Source organism: Planococcus soli (assembly GCF_016881065.1).
Lineage (GTDB): Bacteria > Bacillota > Bacilli > Bacillales_A > Planococcaceae > Planococcus > Planococcus soli.
In genome coordinates, this window is sequence record NZ_WXYN01000016.1 from 383,492 (window position 1) to 403,770 (window position 20,279).

General features: G+C 45.9%; 17 protein-coding genes. 10 read left to right on the plus strand and 7 right to left on the minus strand.

The window, feature by feature from the left end; translation table 11 throughout:
- Positions 1-320 precede the first annotated feature (320 nt).
- The 5 genes from GJB59_RS09620 to GJB59_RS09640 all read left to right on the plus strand — a co-directional run bounded on the left by GJB59_RS09620 (position 321) and on the right by GJB59_RS09640 (position 6,673).
- Positions 321-2,048 (plus strand): ABC transporter ATP-binding protein, encoded by a 1,728-nt coding sequence (locus GJB59_RS09620; RefSeq protein ID WP_142827047.1) that lies wholly within the window; start codon positions 321-323, stop codon positions 2,046-2,048.
- A complete protein-coding gene (locus tag GJB59_RS09625) occupies positions 2,041-3,864 on the plus strand; it encodes an ABC transporter ATP-binding protein (RefSeq protein ID WP_142827048.1) in 1,824 nt (607 codons plus the stop codon). The genes GJB59_RS09620 and GJB59_RS09625 overlap by 8 nt, the downstream gene beginning before the upstream one ends.
- Before the next feature lie 192 nt (positions 3,865-4,056).
- Entirely contained in the window at positions 4,057-4,902 is an 846-nt protein-coding gene (locus GJB59_RS09630; RefSeq protein ID WP_142827049.1) for a GNAT family N-acetyltransferase, read from the plus strand.
- 168 nt (positions 4,903-5,070) lie between these two features.
- The gene (kynA, locus tag GJB59_RS09635; RefSeq protein ID WP_142827050.1) at positions 5,071-5,925 is read left to right on the plus strand and encodes a tryptophan 2,3-dioxygenase; all 855 of its coding nucleotides are present in this window, start codon (positions 5,071-5,073) and stop codon (positions 5,923-5,925) included.
- Between the two features lie 10 nt (positions 5,926-5,935).
- Entirely contained in the window at positions 5,936-6,673 is a 738-nt protein-coding gene (locus tag GJB59_RS09640) for a glycerophosphodiester phosphodiesterase family protein (protein WP_142827051.1), read from the plus strand.
- A gap of 117 nt (positions 6,674-6,790) precedes the next feature.
- On the opposite strand, the gene GJB59_RS09645 is transcribed toward GJB59_RS09640, so the two are convergent.
- The 4 genes from GJB59_RS09645 to GJB59_RS09660 form a co-directional block, all read right to left on the minus strand.
- The gene (locus GJB59_RS09645) at positions 6,791-7,810 is read right to left on the minus strand and encodes a DUF2804 domain-containing protein (RefSeq protein WP_142827052.1); all 1,020 of its coding nucleotides are present in this window, start codon (positions 7,808-7,810) and stop codon (positions 6,791-6,793) included.
- A gap of 134 nt (positions 7,811-7,944) precedes the next feature.
- The gene (locus GJB59_RS09650) at positions 7,945-8,802 is read right to left on the minus strand and encodes a DegV family protein (RefSeq protein WP_142827053.1); all 858 of its coding nucleotides are present in this window, start codon (positions 8,800-8,802) and stop codon (positions 7,945-7,947) included.
- 93 nt (positions 8,803-8,895) lie between these two features.
- The gene (locus tag GJB59_RS09655) at positions 8,896-9,468 is read right to left on the minus strand and encodes a glycerol-3-phosphate acyltransferase (RefSeq protein WP_142827054.1); all 573 of its coding nucleotides are present in this window, start codon (positions 9,466-9,468) and stop codon (positions 8,896-8,898) included.
- Positions 9,469-9,547: 79 nt separating this feature from the next.
- Complete coding sequence (locus tag GJB59_RS09660) at positions 9,548-10,924, minus strand: dipeptidase (protein ID WP_142827055.1); 1,377 nt, start codon at positions 10,922-10,924, stop codon at positions 9,548-9,550.
- A gap of 149 nt (positions 10,925-11,073) precedes the next feature.
- Between GJB59_RS09660 and GJB59_RS09665 the strand changes: the two genes are divergently transcribed.
- The 3 genes from GJB59_RS09665 to GJB59_RS09675 all read left to right on the plus strand — a co-directional run bounded on the left by GJB59_RS09665 (position 11,074) and on the right by GJB59_RS09675 (position 14,575).
- Entirely contained in the window at positions 11,074-12,321 is a 1,248-nt protein-coding gene (locus GJB59_RS09665) for a hemolysin family protein (RefSeq protein ID WP_142827056.1), read from the plus strand.
- A 170-nt stretch (positions 12,322-12,491) separates the two neighbouring features.
- Positions 12,492-13,028: an RNA polymerase sigma factor gene (locus tag GJB59_RS09670; protein WP_142827057.1), complete on the plus strand. Its 537-nt coding sequence runs from the start codon at positions 12,492-12,494 to the stop codon at positions 13,026-13,028.
- Between the two features lie 92 nt (positions 13,029-13,120).
- Positions 13,121-14,575, plus strand: coding sequence for a phospholipase D family protein (locus GJB59_RS09675; protein WP_142827058.1), 1,455 nt, complete (start codon positions 13,121-13,123; stop codon positions 14,573-14,575).
- A 42-nt stretch (positions 14,576-14,617) separates the two neighbouring features.
- Here GJB59_RS09675 and GJB59_RS09680 read toward each other — a convergent pair whose 3' ends face one another.
- Together GJB59_RS09680 and GJB59_RS09685 are read right to left on the minus strand one after the other, a co-directional pair.
- Entirely contained in the window at positions 14,618-16,183 is a 1,566-nt protein-coding gene (locus GJB59_RS09680) for an ABC-F family ATP-binding cassette domain-containing protein (protein WP_142827059.1), read from the minus strand.
- A 37-nt stretch (positions 16,184-16,220) separates the two neighbouring features.
- Positions 16,221-16,403 (minus strand): SE1832 family protein, encoded by a 183-nt coding sequence (locus GJB59_RS09685; RefSeq protein WP_142827060.1) that lies wholly within the window; start codon positions 16,401-16,403, stop codon positions 16,221-16,223.
- 146 nt (positions 16,404-16,549) lie between these two features.
- Between GJB59_RS09685 and GJB59_RS09690 the strand changes: the two genes are divergently transcribed.
- Entirely contained in the window at positions 16,550-18,373 is a 1,824-nt protein-coding gene (locus GJB59_RS09690; RefSeq protein ID WP_142827061.1) for a cation:proton antiporter, read from the plus strand.
- A 145-nt stretch (positions 18,374-18,518) separates the two neighbouring features.
- A complete protein-coding gene (locus GJB59_RS09695) occupies positions 18,519-19,082 on the plus strand; it encodes an NADPH-dependent FMN reductase (protein WP_142827062.1) in 564 nt (187 codons plus the stop codon).
- A 140-nt stretch (positions 19,083-19,222) separates the two neighbouring features.
- On the opposite strand, the gene GJB59_RS09700 is transcribed toward GJB59_RS09695, so the two are convergent.
- The gene (locus GJB59_RS09700) at positions 19,223-20,161 is read right to left on the minus strand and encodes a nuclease-related domain-containing protein (protein ID WP_185960001.1); all 939 of its coding nucleotides are present in this window, start codon (positions 20,159-20,161) and stop codon (positions 19,223-19,225) included.
- Positions 20,162-20,279: the final 118 nt, after the last annotated feature.

The window sequence follows — 20,279 nt, forward strand, 5'->3', positions numbered from 1 at the left end:
TCTTTAAGGTCTCTGCTGTTTTGTTCCATCTACTGATTAAAAAATAACTTTTTTGTTATTAATTGAGGACAACTAGCAGAGAGAGCAAAAGGCTATGCCCGCGGAAAGCGTCCGACTGGAGCGATTTCTGCAAACTTTTCTAAAACAATTTATGAAGGCCGAATCCCGTCTTCCAAACTGAAACAATCTATGAAAAACGATGTCTCCCAAAGAGGCGTCGTTTTTCTGGTTTAAATAGAAATTCCTATTCGATATCTGAAAATTATGGCATACTATTCTATACAAAGGTTCGAGTTTCGAAACGTTTAGGAGGCATTCCCATGAGAACGGTATTTTCATACGCTAAACCATATAAATTTTACATCGTGATCGCGTTGATTTTAATGCTTCTGGAATTGACTGTTGAATTGCTGCAGCCGCTTGTCATCGCCAGCATTATCGACCAAGGAATTGTGGAAAGGGACCAGGATGTCATCATCCAATTAGGAATCGTCTTGATGGCGTTATCCGTCATCGCATTTGCTTCGGGAATCATCAATTCGTATTTTGCTGCGCACGCATCGCAAAGCTTTTCTTTTGATCTTCGTCAGGCATTGTACGGACGGATCCAATCCTTTTCACTGGCCATGTTCAATAAATTCCCGGCTTCCGGTTTGATTACCCGGTTGACCAGTGATGTTACGATGGTCCAGCAGGTCCTCTATATGGGGCTGCGAATCATGCTGCGGGCGCCTTTGCTCGTAGTAGGAAGCATGATTATGGCGTTTGTCGTCAATCCCAAATTGGCCTTCTATTTGGTCATCGTCTTTCCGTTTCTGCTCATTTTTCTATACGTCATGGTCAAAAAAGGCGTCAGCTATTTTGGTTTTGTCCAAAAACGCCTGGACCGCGTCAACCGCATTGTCCAGGAAAACCTTCAGGCAGTGCGTCTGATCAAAGCTTACTTACGTGGTAAATATGAAGCGAACCGCTTTTCTGAAGTGGCGGATTCCTTGAAAATCGATACGGTAAAAGCCTTCAGAATCATGGAAATCATTTTGCCGATTTTATTATTCGGCATGAATTTATCATTATTGGCCGTTTTGTGGTTCGGGGCATTTGAAATTCGCAGTGGGGGAGCCCAGATTGGTGAGCTGGTCGCCGTTGTCAATTATGCAATGCGCATGACCGGTGCTTTTACAATGTTCTCATTCATCATCATGATTTTCGCCCGTGCAAAAGCATCTTCTGAACGGATTGAAGAAGTGCTGCTGGCAGAAGATATTCGTGAAAAAGAAGAAATCGGAGAGGTTAAAGCCCTCCGCCGCGGGGAAGTGCGGTTTGATCATGTATCATTCACATATCCTGAAAGTTCGCAGCCCGTTCTTCAAAATGTTTCATTCCATTTGAAGGCCAATGAAAAACTGGCCATCATGGGAGCAACAGGCTCTGGGAAGTCTTCCTTGCTGCAGTTGCTGCCGCGCTTTTACGACGCCACCGAAGGTACGGTATCTGTGCACGGCAGAGACGTCACAGACTGGTCGCTTCGCGCGCTGCGCAAAACAATCGGCATTGTGCCGCAGCAGTCGCTTCTTTTTACCGGAACGATTTCCAATAATCTGTCCTGGGGGAAAGATGAAGTCGTGCAGGAAGAGTTGGCTGACGCAGCGGCTAAAGCGCAGATCCACGAAACGGTGGAGCGTTTTCCGAAAGGCTATTTTACCCGGGTCGGACAAAAAGGCGTCAATTTATCGGGGGGCCAAAAACAGCGTTTGTCCATCGCCCGTGCCCTGGTGCGCAAACCGTCCATTTTACTTTTGGATGACAGCACCAGTGCGCTCGATGTCAAAACCGAAGCGGCTCTTTGGGAAGAGCTGGACCGGGAAGCGGCAACGATGCTTGTAGTGACTCAAAAAATACGGACGGCAATGAGAACCGACCGCATTCTGCTCTTGGAAGATGGCAGCATCTCGGCTTACGGAACTCATGAAGAGCTGTTGAAGAGCTCAGAACTGTATCGCCAGATTGCCATGTCCCAACAAGAAGAGGAGGTTGATGAATATGTTTAATGCCATTCGCCGCCCTTTCGGACATGAACCGATTTTGACAAAAGAAGATTTGAACAAAAAGAAAGAGAAAAAGTCTGAGCGTGCTGAAAACTGGAAATCAACCTTGTTAAAAGTTTGGAAGCTGGTCGACGAACAGCGATTCTTGTTGATTGTCGTATTGGCGCTGGTGTTTGTCAGCTCGGCTTTGGCGCTGCTTGGTCCTTATTTAGTTGGCTTTATCATTGATGAATATATTGTTCCGCAGAGTTTTGATGGGATGGGAATCGTTGTGCTGTGGCTTGTATTGGTCTATATTGGCCATTCCGTCTCCTTGTATTTGCAGAACTTTTGGATGGTGGGAATCGCCCAGCAAGTGATTTTCCGCATGCGGACACGGCTTTTTTCGCACCTTCAGCGATTGCCGGTGACGTTTTTTGACAAGCGGCAGCATGGAGAATTGATGAGCCGAATGACCAATGATATTGAAAACGTTTCTGCAACATTGAATACATCGTTTATCCAAGTGTTTTCCAGCATTTTGACGTTGACCGGTACGGCCATTGTCATGCTGACATTAAGTCCCTTATTGACTTTATTGACCTTAATCATTATTCCGCTCATGTACATCTCGATTCAATGGATCACCAAGCGTACAGGGCGGCTCTATAAAGAACAGCAAAAAGCGATTGGCGAGCTGAACGGCATGATCGAAGAAACCATTTCCGGCCAGAAAATCGTCAAAGCATTTTCACAGGAACCCCGCGTCATGGAAGAATTCCGAGAAAAAAGCGAGCGGCTTCGCCATGCCGGATTTTGGGCATGGACCTATGCCGGGTTTATTCCGAAAGTGATGAACTTCCTTAACAATGGAAGCTTTGCCATTGTAGCGGGTGTTGGGGGAATCCTGGCACTCAATGGTTCTGTGTCGATCGGCGTTATTGTCATCTTCACCGAGTATTCCCGGCAGTTTACACGTCCGTTAAACGACTTGGCCAATCAATTTAATACAGTATTGTCTGCAATAGCCGGCGCTGAACGGGTTTTCTCGATTATGGATGAGACAGAGGAGAAAGACGACCAGGTCTTGAATGAGGATAAGCAGTTGGAAGGAGAAGTCGTTTTCGATCAGGTTTCATTTAAATACGAAGGGGCGGAAGAAGATTGGACCATTCGCGACGTCAGTTTTTCCGTTGGCATTGGCCAAACAACAGCACTTGTAGGGGCAACCGGAGCTGGGAAAACAACCATCATGCAATTATTGGCGCGCTTTTATGACGCCAATGAAGGCGAGATCCGTCTGGATGGCACGCCGATTGCCGCAATGCCACGTGAAACATTGCGCAAACAAATCGCTTTCGTGCTGCAGGATCCGTTCCTGTTTGAAGCGACGGTCAGCGACAACATCCGTTACGGCAAATTGGATGCAACCGATGAAGAAGTGGTGAAGGCGGCAAAAGGGGCCAACGCGCATGACTTTATCGAAAAGCTGCCAGATGGCTACGACACGATTCTGACTGGCGACGGATCGATGATCAGCCAAGGCCAAAAGCAATTGCTGTCGATCGCCCGTGCGTTGATTGCGGATCCTGTCATTCTGCTGCTGGACGAAGCAACGAGCAGCATCGATACCGTCACTGAATTGAAGATACAGGAAGCGTTAGAGCGGCTCATGGCGGGGCGTACAAGCTTTGTCATCGCCCATCGTTTGAATACGGTGCGAAAAGCCGATTTGGTATTGGTCATGGAAATGGGTCGGCTGGTCGAATCGGGTACGCAGCAGCAGTTGTTGAATGAAAACGGCATTTACGCCAATATGCTGGAAGATGCGAAGTTGTAAAAAGTTTGCCACAGCGGGATAAAAAAGCCTGTTCCGGAAATGCGGAGCAGGCTTTTGGGTGTTTAAAGCATTTTTTGTCTAATACCGATTTCTGTCGCTCTATGATAGGATGAAATACAGGGAACTATTGGACAGGAAGAACTTGTTCTACAAACCGCTTTAGCGGAATTTGTATCGATAGGAGGTCGCAAGATGGATTTGTCGTTATCAATCGTTTCATTTCCACTAGATGAACAAACGGCCGACGACATGGAGCAGCTGTTGGGCGACTTGCCAGCTGAGCATAGAACGGTTCTTCATCCATCCTTATGGAGGACAGCCGATTCAAGAGGATTTGCGGTGATAGCTTATACGGAGCGGGAAGAGTTGATCGGTTTTGCCGCTGCTGCCGATCTGGTCGGGCTGCATCATTACGAGTGGTCGCTTTTTGTCCACCCGGATTACCGCAGGCTGTCACTTGGAACAGCTTTGGCAGATGGTGTTTCTCATGCGTTGGCTCAGCGGCAGGCGGAAAGCGAGTTGGTGGCTTTCGTCGATGAGGTGGACATCGCTGCATTTATGGAAAGTATCGGGTATCGCCCGGACTTTAATGAAATCCTGCTTTCTGCAGAGCCTTTGCCAGACGACAGCCTGCCTGAAGACCTAGCAGTGGTTCCATATGCGGGACAAGCAGTCCAATTGGCGGAGCTGTTGACAGCTGCGTTTGATGACTCGGTTTTGCCAATTATGGAACATAATATGATAGATCCGGAAAGAGAGATTTGGCTGCTTCAGAAAGGCCAGCAGCTGATTGGCACTGCAACGCTTGTAACCGAAGAAAAGAGCTTATGGGTGACGGCTTTTGCCATTCATCCCGAACAGCAGGGCCAGGGCTACGGTAAACAGTTCTTAAAATGGAGCCGGAATTTGGCGTTTCAACGCAGGCTGAAAAGAGTACTATTGGATGTTGAAACAAACAATCAAGCATTGCATGTCTATGAAGGATCGGGCTTCCGGCAGGTACAAACCATTTCCTACTGGAAACGTGGCACGTTGTAAAAAGCAAAACAGCCGAAGCACCGGTTTTATTAAGTATTGCCTAATTCTATCCATTCATATAGCTTATACTTAGTGTTTCCCGGATTTCAGTGCTTAGTCGACCGGTTATAGAAGAGGTATCAACTGAGAGCAGCAGAGCCAAAGCCGAGAACGAACGGAGCGACTTTGATGAACAACTACGAAAATGGGCAAAACATCGCCGCAGCATCCGAAAAGAACATCCGCACAGATTTTAAGGAAAGCATGACTTACGGTGACTATCTTCATCTGGACAAATTGTTGACAGCTCAGGACGGAGTCAGCGGGCACCATGATGAAACTTTGTTCATCATCATCCATCAAGTATCTGAACTGTGGATGAAACTGATTTTGCATGAATTGCGGGCGGCCATCGACAATATTCATAAAGATGATCTGCAGCCGGCGTTCAAGCAGTTGGCACGGGTGTCGCGGATCCAGTCCCAAATTATCCAAGGATGGGATGTTCTGTCGACATTGACACCTGCTGAATATATGGAATTCCGCGATGATTTGGGCAATTCCAGCGGATTCCAGTCCTATCAGTACCGCATGATCGAATTTGCCCTAGGCTATAAAACCAAGCATGTGCTGAAGATCTATGAAAAAGATGCGCCGCTGCACGCTGAGCTTGAGCAAGCGTTCAATGCGCCAGGCCTTTACGATGCAGCGATTCAAAAACTGGCCCGAAGCGGGTTTGCCATCGACGACGAAGTGCTGCAGCGGGATGTCAGCATGGTCTATGAATCCAACGAAAGCGTGCGCGACGCCTGGAAGACGGTTTACCGCGATGTGGATACGCATTGGGAGCTTTATCAGCTGGCAGAGAAATTAGTGGACATCGAAGACTGGCTCCAGCAATGGCGCTTCCGCCATATGAAGACTGTAGAGCGGGTAATAGGCTTCAAGCAAGGGACTGGCGGCTCATCAGGAGTCAATTATTTAAAAAAAGTTTTGGATCAATACTTTTTCCCGGAGCTTTGGGAAATACGGACAGATATTTAGGAGGGGTTTTGTGAAAATATATGCGCATAGAGGCTGCTCAGGCACCTATCCGGAAAATACAATTGCGGCTTTTCAGGCAGCGGCTGAATTGCCGATTACAGGTGTCGAGATTGATGTGCACTTAACGAGAGACGGCGAGATTGTCGTCATTCATGATGAAAAAGTCAATCGCACTACAAACGGCAAAGGCTATGTGAAAGACATGACCTTAAAAGAGTTGAAAGAGTTGGACTGCGGATCCTGGCGTTCTGAGGAATGGAGCGATGAAAAAATTCCGACCTTGGACGAAATATTTGATATTTTTGAAGAAACCAATCACAGGCTGAATATCGAGCTAAAGACTGATGTTTTTCCTTATGACGGCTTAGCCGATAAAGTGATCGATTTGGCCGCCAAACGCGGATTCACGGATCGTGTGCTGATTTCTTCTTTTAATCACGAAGACATACAGTCAGTGGTGCAAGGAAAACAAGTGGAAAGTGCCATTTTGACTTTTGAAGTGCTGGTGGATGTCTATGATTACGCACGTGTCATTGGCACGAAGCGAATCCATATATCTCTGCCATCGGCTTTCAGAAGAATGACCACTGATGCACTGCGAAAAGGTGCTATTGTCTATGTTTATACAGTCAACGATGTAAACTACGTAGAAGAATTGCATAAAATTGGTGTGCATGGAATCTTTACCGATCATCCGGAAAAAATGCTGGCACATTTTGAGTTAAAAGAATCATATGAGGAAAAATGAAGAATCAGTCTTCTATTTGTAGCTTAGCCCGCAGAAAGCAGCATTATAAAGCGATTTCTTAAAATTTCTATATTAATATGAAAAGCCGAATTGGAATCCTCCAATTCGGCTTTCATATTACCATTTCGCGTAATGCTCCTCAATAGAACCGAGAAGACGGGTAATTTTTAGTTTTTTGCCATTGGCGTAGCGGACATAACCGTCATAATAGCCGAAAAGCTGGTGGACTTCCGATTTGACGAGCCGCATATCTGTTTTGGATACACGTTCGAAAAAAGGGGAAAACGTCAGCTGGACATCATCGGAAAATTTGCTGTGGATTAGCCACGGTTTTTTGAAGTCTTCCCGATCATAATGAAACAGGACATCTTCATGAATTTTCGTCATCTTGCCGTTCACAAAAAAAGCATTTTCCGTCATTCCAGTGCCATCGGTCCATTTGCCCCCCAAATTCAAACCAATCACTTTCCCCAGTGAACGCTGAGAAGCCATTCCCCAATTCCAGAGAGATTCCCGGGGCCAAATGCCGCGCCCATAATCCAATACAGCAAAGCTGTCCAGTTTTTCAAATTCAAAACGCTGACTTCCGATTTTGACCATCCCCGTGACCGGAAGCGAAGTATGCTTTCCTGTAAATTGGAAGGTTTGGCGATTCCAGGGAACGACCACGTTCAAGGATTCGTAATCCTTAGGGTGTGAAATAACCAGAATTGCTTCCAAATCCTCGCCGTCAAACTCTTTGACGCTGACAGTTAAATGTGTTGCATCCTGGCTGAAAATGGACTCGATGGTCATGGAATCACTGCGAAAATGGCAGGGATCCAGCGCATTTTCAGATAATTTCACTTGGCGCGTGTATGGAATCACAACAGTTTTCTCATAAAAACGCTGCGTTTCGTAATTAAGGAAATAAACAAAACAGACAGTGGCATAATCCAGATGAGAAATTGTTGCCGAAAATAGAATCTCATCCCCAAAGACACACCAGTAATTCCATTTTTTCTTGCGCATGAAATTCCCGCTTAAGTTGCTTTTCACCAGTGGCTGTTTAGCATATCCAATAGCTTTTGGATTTAATTGGCCTCTTGCATCACAAAGTTTTACAAATTCAGTAAGCTCTCGTTCTACATGTTGCATTAAATCCACCTCACCATCATTCTTCTACTCTTATTGTAGCAGAACAAAGGTGTAATATCCGGTTGGGACCGAGGAGTTCAGCCGAAAAGTCTGAAAATTGAATGGCTTTATCCGTCATTAGTCATAAAATGATTCTACAAAGCTTCCCGTCGCCACTGGAAAGCGAGAGTGCCTTCCCCTGCATGGACGGCAAGCGAAGAACTTAAGTCGCCGATTAAAATGTCAGCATCCGGCATTTCTTTCAGTATTTCCTGCTTAAGACTTTCGGCTTCATTGGTCACATGTCCGTGCATGATTTGGAATTTCCGGACTCCGTGCTCCTCATAATCCTTTTTGGCGTGGTTGATCAAATACTGGATCGCCTTTTTATGTGACCGCACTTTATCAATGGGCTTTAGTTCACCATCTGGGGTAAGTTGGACAATCGGTTTGATCTGCAGCAGGCTGCCCAGGTAATATTGGGCACCGCTCATTCGGCCGCCTTTATAAAGCTGTGCAAGGTTGCCAATTAATATATAGTTTCGGAAATCCGCAGTTTCCTTTTCAAGCCGCTGCGCAATTTCTTCAGCTCCAATTCCTTGTTCCTGCAGCTTTAAGCCACGCTCGATCAAACCGGATAAACCGTAAGACAATGCCAGTGAATCGACGGCATAAACCTTGAATTCACTCATTTCAGCACCGGCAGTAGACGAAGCGATTGTTCCACTGAGTTTTGCCGAAGCGTGCACAGCAATGGCACATTCATATTCTTCTTTCAATTTGTCGTACAGTTCCGAAAATTTCCCGGCTGAGGGCTGCGAAGTTTTGGGGAAGTCAGCGGAATCTTTAATGCGCTGATAAAGTTCATCATTCGTCAAATCCACACCGTCATCAATAAATTCTTCAGTGCCGAAATGAATATTCAATGGAACAATATAAACGTCCGGATGTGCTTTAAACTCCTCTGTTACAAATCCTGTCGTATCTATAACCCATGCAATCGGTTTCTTCATACAAAAACTCCCCTTTTTTAGAATAGTTAGATTATAAAAACTATAACATGTATAATATTTGAGCGATAGTAATAGTCGAATAAACTGCACTTTCTAGACAGAAGATGAGCGAAACCGGCTATTGAACGATTCTTCGATATCCCCTTTGTGCTTAATCACAATAATAATAATGGCGGCAATTAACGGCCAGGTAATGAGCCAAACTTGAAGAATGACCGACATGGCGATAAAGCCTGCAAAGCTGGCAAGCATGGATAAAGTCGCGCTTTTGAACCAAGGGAAAAATGCGAAAAACAGGATGAACATCGCCAAAAATAAATCCGGTGTCAAACAGAACGTTACACCGATAAAAGCAGCAATTCCTTTTCCGCCGCGGTATTTGAGCCAAAAAGGGAACAAATGGCCCAAAATGACGGCCAAGCCTGCCACAGCTATTTCCCAAATAGAAAACTCAAAAACAAATCCGAGCCAGACCACGAGCGCGCCTTTGCCGGCATCACCGAGAAAAGTCAGCAAAAAGGCTGATTTGCCAAGAGTGGCGCCAGCGTTTCTGGCCCCAAGATTGCCGCTGCGCTGTTGCCGCAAATCGATGCCTTTCCATTTGCCGATCCACCACGCCGTCAAAAAATTCCCGATAACATACGAAAGCAGCCAGTAAACAATCATTAGGAATCCCCCTTGCATTGCAATATGAATAGAGTATAAAGGCCTCCCCTGCATAACGGGAAGGCCTTTATGGAAAAGACTATTTTAATTCAGAAGCTTCAAAAAGATAATCGCTGATGACGCGAAGCCCTTTATCGAAATTCTCCAGATGGAAATGCTCATTTGGTGCATGGAAGTTTTCAGATGCAAGTCCGAAGCCCATCAAGACGACAGGCAAGCCGAGAATTTCGTCGAATGCCGCGACGATCGGAATCGATCCCCCCATTCGTGTAAACGCGGTCGGCACACCATAGACTTTCTCGTAGGAGCGGCCAGCTGCCTGGATGGCAGGGTGGTCATATGGCGTCAGGAACGGTTTGCCTTTATCAAACTCAGAAATCTCAACGGTTACCCCTGCTGGCTTGTGGGACTTCACATGCGCTTTTAGTTTGGCTACAATGTCATCAGGATCCTGATTTGGCACCAGTCGGCACGTGATTTTAGTGCTGGCTTCTGCAGGCAGGACGGTTTTGATGCCTTCGCCTGAAAAGCCGCCGGTGATGCCATTGACTTCTAGGGTCGGGCGAATCCACGTACGTTCAACGAAAGAATAACCTTTCTCGCCAAAGTCCTCTGTAATGCCGATTTCTTTTTTCTCATGCTCTAGATCGAACTCAAGTGCCGCAAACTCTTCACGCTCTTTATCGGAAACTTCAAGGACGTCGTCATAAAAACCTTCTACTTGGATCAGTCCTTCCTGGTCGCGGAACGACTGGAGGATTTCTACAACGGCATGCAGCGGATTTTGAACAGCGCCGCCGTATAGTCCGGAATGCAAATCGCCTTTTGGTCCTTTGACGTCGATTTGGATGCCTGCAAGTCCGCGAAGGCCATAACAGACAGCCGGTCGTCCTGGTCCTTGCATGCCGGTATCGGAGATGATGATGACATCGGCCTTCAGCAATTCCTGATTTTCTTCCACATATTTCGGAAGGTTGGGGCTGCCGATCTCTTCTTCGCCTTCGATGATCAATTTGATGTTGACCGGCAATTCGCCATCTACTTTCAAAAGGGCCTCGATTGCTTTGATGTGCATGAAAACCTGGCCTTTGTCATCACTTGCGCCGCGGGCATAGAGTTTGTTGTCGCGGACTTGAGGTTCAAAAGGTGCTGATTCCCATAGATGAAGAGGATCCACCGGCTGAACGTCGTAATGGCCATACATCAGTACTGTCGGTTTGCCTTCTGCATGGAGCCAGTCAGCATAAACCACCGGATGTCCGTCAGTCTTATCGATTTTAGCATTTTCCAAGCCAGCACTTTCGAGTGCAGCAACCAGCCATTCTGCTCCTTTTTGCATATCCGCTTTATGCTCGGATAAAGAGCTGACAGAAGGGATGCGCAAAAACATTTTTAATTCTTCCAGGTGTGATTCCCGGTGGTCTTTAAAGTATTGGTCTATGGCTTGAGCGTTCATCTAGATCCCTCGATTCGTTAAATTTGAGTATGGAAAAATTATAACATACCAAGTTTTGGTTTTCGACAAGTGGAAATCGGCTATGGTATAGTGTTGAATACGGAAAGAGTTCGTAAAATTATGTGTTTATAACACTGGAGGAAATAATATTGTTTATAGCATTAGGTATCTTTTTATTCATGTCGTTTTTCTTATCGGGAAGCGAAACGGCATTGACAGCAGTAAATAGGATGAAGGTCCAACTTCGCGCAGAGCAGGGTGATATTAAGTCACAGAAACTGCAAAAGTTAATTGCGAAGCCGGACCGAATGATTACGACAATCTTAATCGGCAACAATATTGCCAATATCATGCTGCCAACATTAGTGACGACCATTGCTATTACTAGAGGATGGGAAGTCGGTTTGGCTACTGCCATTTTAACGGTCATTTTAATCATTTTTGGTGAAGTGCTGCCAAAAACAATTGCAGCTACATTCTCTGATCGAATCGCGTATATCGTATTGCCGGTTATCAGCTTTTTGGTAGTCATCTTAAAGCCATTAACTTGGCTATTGGCCCAATTCACAAATATATTCATTCGCATTATCTCAAAAGGCACCGTGAAGGAAGCGAGCATGACAAAAGAAGAATTGCGTACGATGGTTGATATTGCTTCCACTGAAGGAACGTTTGAGGAAGATGAATCTGAGCGCATAAAAGGGGTTTTGGATTTTCCTCATAAAGATGTATCGGATGTCATGTCTACTCACCGCACCGACACAGTGGGGATTGCTCTCGACTCAACTTATGAAGAGGTACGGGATTTGATTCTGGATTCTTCCTACACGCGCTACCCGGTCTATGAGGAAAGCATGGATAATGTTGTTGGATTATTTTATTCGAAAAAGCTGATAGAATGGTCGATGAATCCGAATTTGACGCTGGAGGAACTGATGGACGATAATCCATTGTTTGTGGTTCAATCAGTCAGTGTAGAAAAAGTCTTTAAACTGATGATGGCGAAGAAAAAGCATATGGCTGTGATTTTGGATGAATACGGCGGAACACTTGGTATTGTCACGCACGAAGACATTATTGAAGAAATGATCGGCCAGGATATCGAAGACGAGACAGATGAAGAAGACGACGAACTGGTTTTTGAAATGACGGATACTTTGCTGTCATGCCATGGCCGCCTCGAAATTGAAGATGTCAACGACATGTTCAATGTGGAAGTGCCGAACGATCATGATACGATTGCCGGTTTTGTCATGCAGCAATTGGGGCATGTGCCAGATGAAGGCGAACAGTTTACCTATGAAAATCTTCAGGTTGAAGTCAACGAAATGGACCGTAACCGCATTGTCCGCTTAACAATTATGAAAACAGATCATAAAGAAGAAGTTTTAGCATAGAAAATCCTCTGTCTTGAGACAGGGGATTTTTTCCTTTTATTACACCTTTGTAAGGAAAATGAAAGTAGAAGCGATAGAGTGAAAGCTCCACTTCCGTCAATATAAGGTTATAAGAGAAAGCGAAAGCAAAATGCCTTCGCTGGACAAGCAGAACGGACGGGGGCACGATCATGGAAACGCTATACACAGAATACAATCGGTACATCTATCATTTATGTTTGAAACTGACACGTAATAAAGCTGAAGCGGAAGATTTGATGCAGGAAGTTTGGCTGAAAGTTGTACGCTATGAATCTTCTATTGCTGAAGTGGATCACGTAAAAGCTTGGCTGACAACAATCTGCATGAATACATTCCGTGATCGTTACCGCAAAAACGTAAGACGCAGCAAGCATTTGATTCAACAGCCGGAAGGCTTGGATGTCTCGTTGCTGGATTTGATTCCTTCTGATTCAGCAGGTGTTGCTGAACTATTGGAGAAGCAGGACGTTTCTGTGATGATTCGCCATAAGATTTCAGAACTGGATGCTATTTACCGCACCACCATCCTTTACTTTTATGTTCACCAATATTCGCTGATTGAAATTGCGGATGCCATGAAAGTATCGATCGGCACAGTGAAATCCCGTCTGTTCCGTGGGAAACAGCGATTAAAAGACATGCTGATGGAAGATGACCGGACGCGTGAATATGTGGTAGCGACTTAAAACAACCGGATTTTCGGTTGTTTTTTTCAATGGAAAATATTATAAGAATTTTATCTTCCTACTGGTTATAATAAACAGGAGGGGGAAAGACGATGAAAAAGAGAAAGTTCCAGGATTGGAGCAGAAGAAGACGGATTGTTATGGGCTCCGTTGGCATTCTGGCATTCCTCTATATTGTAGTTATTGTATGGCAGACGTTTAAGCCTTTGCCAGAAGGCGTTTCAAGTGAAGGGGATCTTCATGCCGTCGAACAAATCGAAATGATTTATGACTTGTCTTACGCCCAAGATAAAGAAGGCACCGAAACAGAAAGTGAACTGCGGATATTCAATGAAATTTATGACATGATTGATGAGGCAGAAGAATTTATCGTCATCGATCTTTTTCTTTTTGATAATTACAATGATCAGGAAGTGGATTTTCCGGCAGTAGCGGAAACCTTGACTGATCATTTACTGGATAAAAAAGAAGAAAATCCGGACTTTCCTATCTATTTTATTACCGATCCGCTGAATTATGGCTACGGGTCCTATGAAAATCAATTTTTAGGAACGCTGGAAGATGAAGGCGTAGAGGTCATTACGACAGACCTGGACAAACTTCGCGACTCTACCCCGCTGTATTCCGGATTTTACCGCGTCATTTTTCAATGGTTTGATGCTGGCGGCAGAGGCTGGGTACCGAACGGAATGTCGAGCGATGCCCCTGATTTAACAGTATCTTCTTATTTGAAGATGATGAACATTAAAGCTAATCACCGAAAAACTGTTATTACTGAAAATGAAGCCATCATCAGTTCCGCAAATCCTCATAATGCCAGTGGACTGCACGGCAATATGGCCTTTAAAGTCAGCGGTCCTGTGCTAAATGACCTTTTGGAAGCTGAAGAAGCCGTATCCTTATTCTCAGGGGGGCCGGAATTGCCTAGAATAGAGGCAGCTGAGCAACAGGGTGAGTATCAAGTGCAATACTTGACGGAGCGAAAAGTGCTGGATGCCCTGCTTTCAGATATTGAAAAAACGGCAGAAGGCGACGCTATCCAATTGGCCATGTTCTACATAGCTGAAAGCAGTGTTGTTAATGCCTTAACGGATGCAGCTAACCGCGGAGTTGATGTCCGTCTGATTCTGGATGCCAATGAAAATGCGTTCGGCACTGAAAAGACCGGGTTGCCCAACCGTCCTGTAGTCCACGAGATGCTGTCAGAGTCAGAAGATCATTTGGAGGTCCGCTGGTACAATGCCGTTGTCGGACAGTTCCACACAAAATCGATTATGATCCAAACTAAAGATGAAACCGTCATTTCGGGAGGCTCTACCAACTATACGGAGCGTGCGTTCAATGATTACAATCTGGAAAGCAATATCCGGATTGCAGCACCAAATGACAGCGAATTGACTGAAGACATGGAGAATTATTTCGATCGCCTGTGGGATAACGAAGATGCCCTTTACACGCTGGAGACAGAAGAATATCAAGATGATTTCACCTTTTGGCAGCGAGGAATCTATGGCTTCCAAAAACTGTTCAAACTGACGACCTATTAAAAAATGCCTCTTCTGGAAAACCAGAAGAGGCATTTTTATATTTTATGATTGTACCGTTTTGCCGGCCGAAATCCATTCTTCAACGTCCCAGACTTTAGTTGCCAGGCCTTCATAGAATTCAGGTTCGTGGCTTACTAAGACGATAGTACCTTTATATGCTTGCATCGCGCGTTTCAGTTCAGCTTTTGCATCGATGTCCAAGTGGTTGGTCGGCTCATCGAAAATCAGCCAGTTGCTTTCTTCCATCATCAATTTGCACAGGCGGACTTTGGCTTGTTCGCCACCGCTCAGCTGCGTCATGGGACGGGAGATATGCTCATTTTTCAGACCGGTGCGGGCAAGCGCGCCACGCACCTGGCCTTGGTCCATGCTTGGATAAGCGGCCCAAATTTCATCGAGCGGTGTGTGGGTTGGTGCTTTGACTTCCTGTTCGAAATAGCTTGGCGTCAAATACTCACCGCGCAGAACATCCCCGTCAAGCGGCTTGATTTTGCCGAGCATTGTTTTCAGCAGAGTCGATTTCCCGACGCCGTTCATGCCGACAAGCGCAATTTTTTCACCGCGTTCGATCATGAAAGTTAGCGGCGGCAGGAGTGGTTTTTCATAGCCGATGGAAAGGGCTTCCGCTTCAACGACGTAACGGCTTGGGCTGCGTGTTTCTTTAAAAGCGAATTGCGGTTTTGCCGCAACTTCCGGCTTATCGATGCGGTCCATGCGATCCAGCTGTTTCTGGCGAGACTTGGCACGGCCGGTTGTAGAAGCACGCGCTTTGTTTTTCGCAATGAACGTCTCGGTTTTCTTGATCATGTCTTCCTGTCTTTCATAGGCATCCAAATGCTGCTGCTTGCTCAATTCTGCAAGCTCAATGAATTTCTCATAAGTGGCTGTATAGCGCGTCAATCGTGAAAATTCCAAGTGGAAAATAACACTAGTGACGCTGCTCATGAATTCTGTATCATGCGAGATCAACAAGAACGCATGCGGATAGTTTTTCAAATAATTGACGAGCCATTGAATATGCTCTTCGTCAAGATAGTTGGTCGGCTCATCCAACAGCAAGACTTTCGGTTTTTCGAGCAATAGCTTCGCAAGCAACAGCTTTGTACGTTGTCCACCGGATAAAGCTTCTACATTGCGGTCAAGGCCGATTGCATCAAGGCCAAGGCCGCGAGCGATTTCTTCGACTTTACCATCCAATGTGTAAAAATCTCCAGCATCCAAAGCGTCCTGTGCTTCCGCCATCTGCTCAAGCAGCTCTTCAAGGCGTTCTGGATCGGCATCGCCCATTTGCATGGCGATATCGTTCAATTCCGCTTCTTTCTGATATAGAGGCAGGAATGCATCCTGCAGCGTTTCGCGGATCGTGCGCCCAGGCTGCAGCTGTGTGTGCTGATCCAGGTAACCGTAATGTGTCCGTGGCTGCCATTCAACGCGCCCATCATCGTGGATGATCTTGCCCGTTAAAATATTCATCATTGTCGATTTCCCGACGCCATTGGCTCCAACTAATCCGACATGTTCACCTTCGACCAGCCGGAACGATACGTCGTTGAAAAGGGTCCGGTCACCGAACGTATGGCTTAATTTTTCTACTGTTAATAAACTCATTTAATAAATTCCTCCAATATCATAAAAAAAATCGCGGTTACAGATCCGCGAGTTTTTGGTTTAATTCCGCAAGTTGTAGTTCCATTTTTTCCAGACGCAATTCCGCTTTCTCCACCATGCCGGCGTGTCCAGTTGTCTCGAGCTTTTCAATATCGCCTTGGTGGCGAACATAATCCATCTTAAGCTCAGCAATTGCGTATTCCAATTCCTGCTTGTTCACAAAATCACCCTTATTTTTCTATCATTGTAACACAAAATCACAAAAGTTGAATCTTTAACGATTTTCCTTCACTATATAAAACCTGTATAATTCCAAAAAAGATTAAAAGGACGTGACAAGCCATCGATAGTTTATTATTCGACTTAATGCTCATTATTTTTCTGGGAGTGCTCTCTCAATGGATCGCTTGGCGTCTTCAGCTTCCGGCAATCGTACTAATGTCGATTGCCGGACTCCTGGTCGGGCCGATTCTGGGGATCATTGACCCTGCTGAAAGCTTTGGAGAGCTGTTCAATCCTTTCATTTCATTAGCAGTCGCCATTATCCTCTTTGAAGGCAGCCTGAATTTGAACTTCAAGGAAATTCGTACCTTTGGCAAGCCGATTTTGCGAATTGTGACGCTGGGTGCATTTATCGCCTGGATTGTCGGGTCATTGGCTGCACATTATATTGCCGGTTTATCATGGGCGGTGGCATTTGTCATTGGCGGACTGTTTATCGTAACGGGTCCTACCGTGATCTTGCCGCTGCTTCGGCAGGCCAAATTAAAAACGCGTCCTGCTGCCATCCTGAAATGGGAAGGCATCGTTGTGGATCCGTTTGGCGCGCTGCTCGCTTTATTTGCATTCCAATTCGTCCTGTTTGCCATCGGCGACGAAACAGCAGCAGCTTTCGGCCTGTTCTTCCTGGCATCCTTGTTTTCAGTCGCACTTGGCGCCGGTGCCGGCGGCTTGATGGGGATGTTGTTCGAAAAGGGGCAGGTTCCAGAATTTCTGAAAGCACCGATGGTATTTGGAGTGGTCCTGCTGACGTTTGTGGTGTCGGATATGGTCATGCACGAAACCGGGCTTTTGGCAGTTACGGCTATGGGCATGGTCATGGCCAATATGAACATTGCTTCGATCAATGACATGCGCCATTTTAAAGAAAATATTTCGGTTCTCTTGATATCCAGTATTTTTGTCATGCTGACCGCTTCGTTAAGCCTCGATGTGTTGATTGAAATCTTCAATTGGCAAATCATTTCATTTGTTTTGGCAACGCTGTTTGTCGTCCGGCCGCTGTCGATCTGGTTATCGACAATCGGTACCGACCTGACGATTCAGGAGAAAACGCTGGTTGGCTGGATTGCGCCGCGCGGCATCGTGGCATTGACAGTTTCCGGTTATTTCTCGGGAGTGCTGCTTGAGGCGGGATTTGCAGATGCGGAATTGCTGACGGCACTGACCTTTGCACTGGTCTTTTCTACCGTTATTGCGCACGGTTTTACGATTGGCTGGCTGGGCAGGAAGCTCGGTCTTGCTAGTGCAGAAGAGCCGGGCATCATTATTGTGGGCGCCAGCCGGTTTGCTGTAAAGCTTGGCGAAGTGTTGGCTGAACTCAATAAAAACGTCATGATTGTAGATCCTTCCTGGGGCAGCCTGCAGGGAGCGCGCCAAGTCGGTTTGACGACTTATGCCGGGGAAATCCTGTCAGAGCATACTGATTATGAAGTGGAAATGACAGCGTATGAAACGATGATTGTTGCGACGGAAACCGATTCTTATAACGCGCTGGTCGTTAATAATTTTGTTCCTGAATTAGGTCGTACAAACTTGTACCAGACGGCTATTCACGAAGGGGACCCGGCCGATTTCCATTCTTCTTTAAGCGGCCGTACTTTGTTCGGGGACCGGTGGAACATCCATGAGCTGGAAAGAAAAGCAGAGCAGGGCTACACAATGCGCAAGACGCAATTGACGGAGCAATTCAGCTACGAAGACTTTTTGGAAAAATGGACGGATGACACCATCCCGCTCTTTATACAACGGCCACAAGGCAAGATTGAGTTTTTTGCCGAAAGCAATAAAATCGAGCCGAAGCCTGGAGATGCCATTATCAGCTTTACGTCACCCGCCCGCCAGTCGGACCGAACGCAGGAGCGCCTGGAGAACAAGCGCTTCAAAATCGCCACTCAGACTAAAGCATGAAATCATTCGCTTGTAAGCTTTTCGATGCGTATTGTGAAACAGGGTTTGTTATGATGAAAACAAACGGATCATTGCTTGCGATGATGCGGATTGGCACACATATAACTGACGGGTATTCCACGCATTTTGAGGAGGACATAGGATTATGAAGATTTTATTAGTAGACGGAACGATTCTCGGGAGCAAAACCGGCGCCATTTTGGAGCAGGTGCAGACCTATATTCAAGAAATCGCTCCTGAAATGGAATTGAAGATTTTAAAGCTGGCCGATTACGACCATCAGTTTGTTGATGGGCGTCCGCTTGGCGAATACAATGACAGCATGCAGGAAATCGTCCGCCGCTTTGAAGACGCAGACGGCTACATCATCGCGTCGCCGATCTTCCAAGGGTCGATTCCAGGTGTCCTGAAAAACACATTTGATATGCTGCATCCGCGCACAATGCGCTATAAGCCGGTCTCCATCGTGGCGAATGGCGGCACGTATCAGCATCACTTAGTCATCGAAAACCAGCTCAAGCCGATTCTCGATTACTTCCGCTGCCTAGTGACGCCGAACTACGTCTACACACACACGAGCCATTTCGACGACACCAACACCATCATCAACGAAGACGTCCACAACCGCCTGCGCGAATTGTCACGCGTCTTCGTGCAATACGCCGAGATGAGCAAGCATTTGTCGAAGGAAACGCTGGATAATCCATGATTGATTGAAAAAACCTCCCTTTTGGGGAGGTTTTTTTGAGTTTATGATCCGCTGTGATTGAAATATGTTCCGTTAGCCTGGAAATACGATCCGTTGCAACGCATTTACGACCCATTGCGTTATAAATACGATTCTGCTGCCTATTTGGTTTTATTCCGCAGGTCCATCTCCGGAATCAAATACCTGAGGCTTCTATGGGTACCAACAGTTTCGAAACCGCAGCGTTTTAGTATTTTCACTGCATTCGATCTTGATTCCAGCTCTGTGAACCTTCGGAATTCCTGATTGGATATAGTGTCTCCAACCAACAGGCGATAATCTTGCAATGCCAATAAATGAGCATCCTGCTGCCTATTGCTGCAATTCAGGCAACGCCAAAAATCGCGGGAATAAACCATTTTCGAAAAAGAGCAGGCGGAACAAAAAACACCGGTTTGTAATGGGTAAGGTATGGGTTCGGACTTATAGGGTACGGGAGGACATTGGTGTGCCAGAAGAAGATCACATAGTTGAGGAACGTCAAATGAAGGATAGGCGTTGTACTGTTCGATCAGTTGATCTAATACGAATGGCAATCCGGAGAGGTGGATAACTCGTCGTTCAACAGCTTCGAGTTTAAGGATGCTGGAGGGATTGGTAAACACAACGATCCCGACAACAGGAATCGTGTGATTTGTCAGTTGCCGAATCTTTTTTTCATGGCGATACAGCTGATCGTCCGGATTTCTCATGCCTATTGATTCAGAGTGCAATGTACGGGTAAATTGCCGTGTCGTTCCGTCCATTTCAATGACTCCACCGATATTTTTAATTTCGATGATGGCAATGAATTTCGAAAAGACGCAGATGGCATCCATTTGATGAGAAGGAGTGACATAATCGGGGATAACTCTGAAAATTTCATCGCTCGTATAATCGAGCCAAATCCGGTCAAACCAGGTTTCACCGGCATACCCGGCAGTCCAGGTCCTTACTTTTTCTTTTAGATCAGCATAGGCTGGGTGATAGGAAGGGGTTCGCGCCAGCAGTGCTTCCAAATAGATAAGGATATCGGGACGTCGGCGTTCAATCAGTTGCAAAAACATCATTCCTTTCAAGAGAGTTGAAACAAATACAGCCTTGCCGGTGAATGAAATCAAGAATATTTTGATTTTATTTTGGAGTAGGTAGCTTTACGATCCACTGGTAATGAAATAC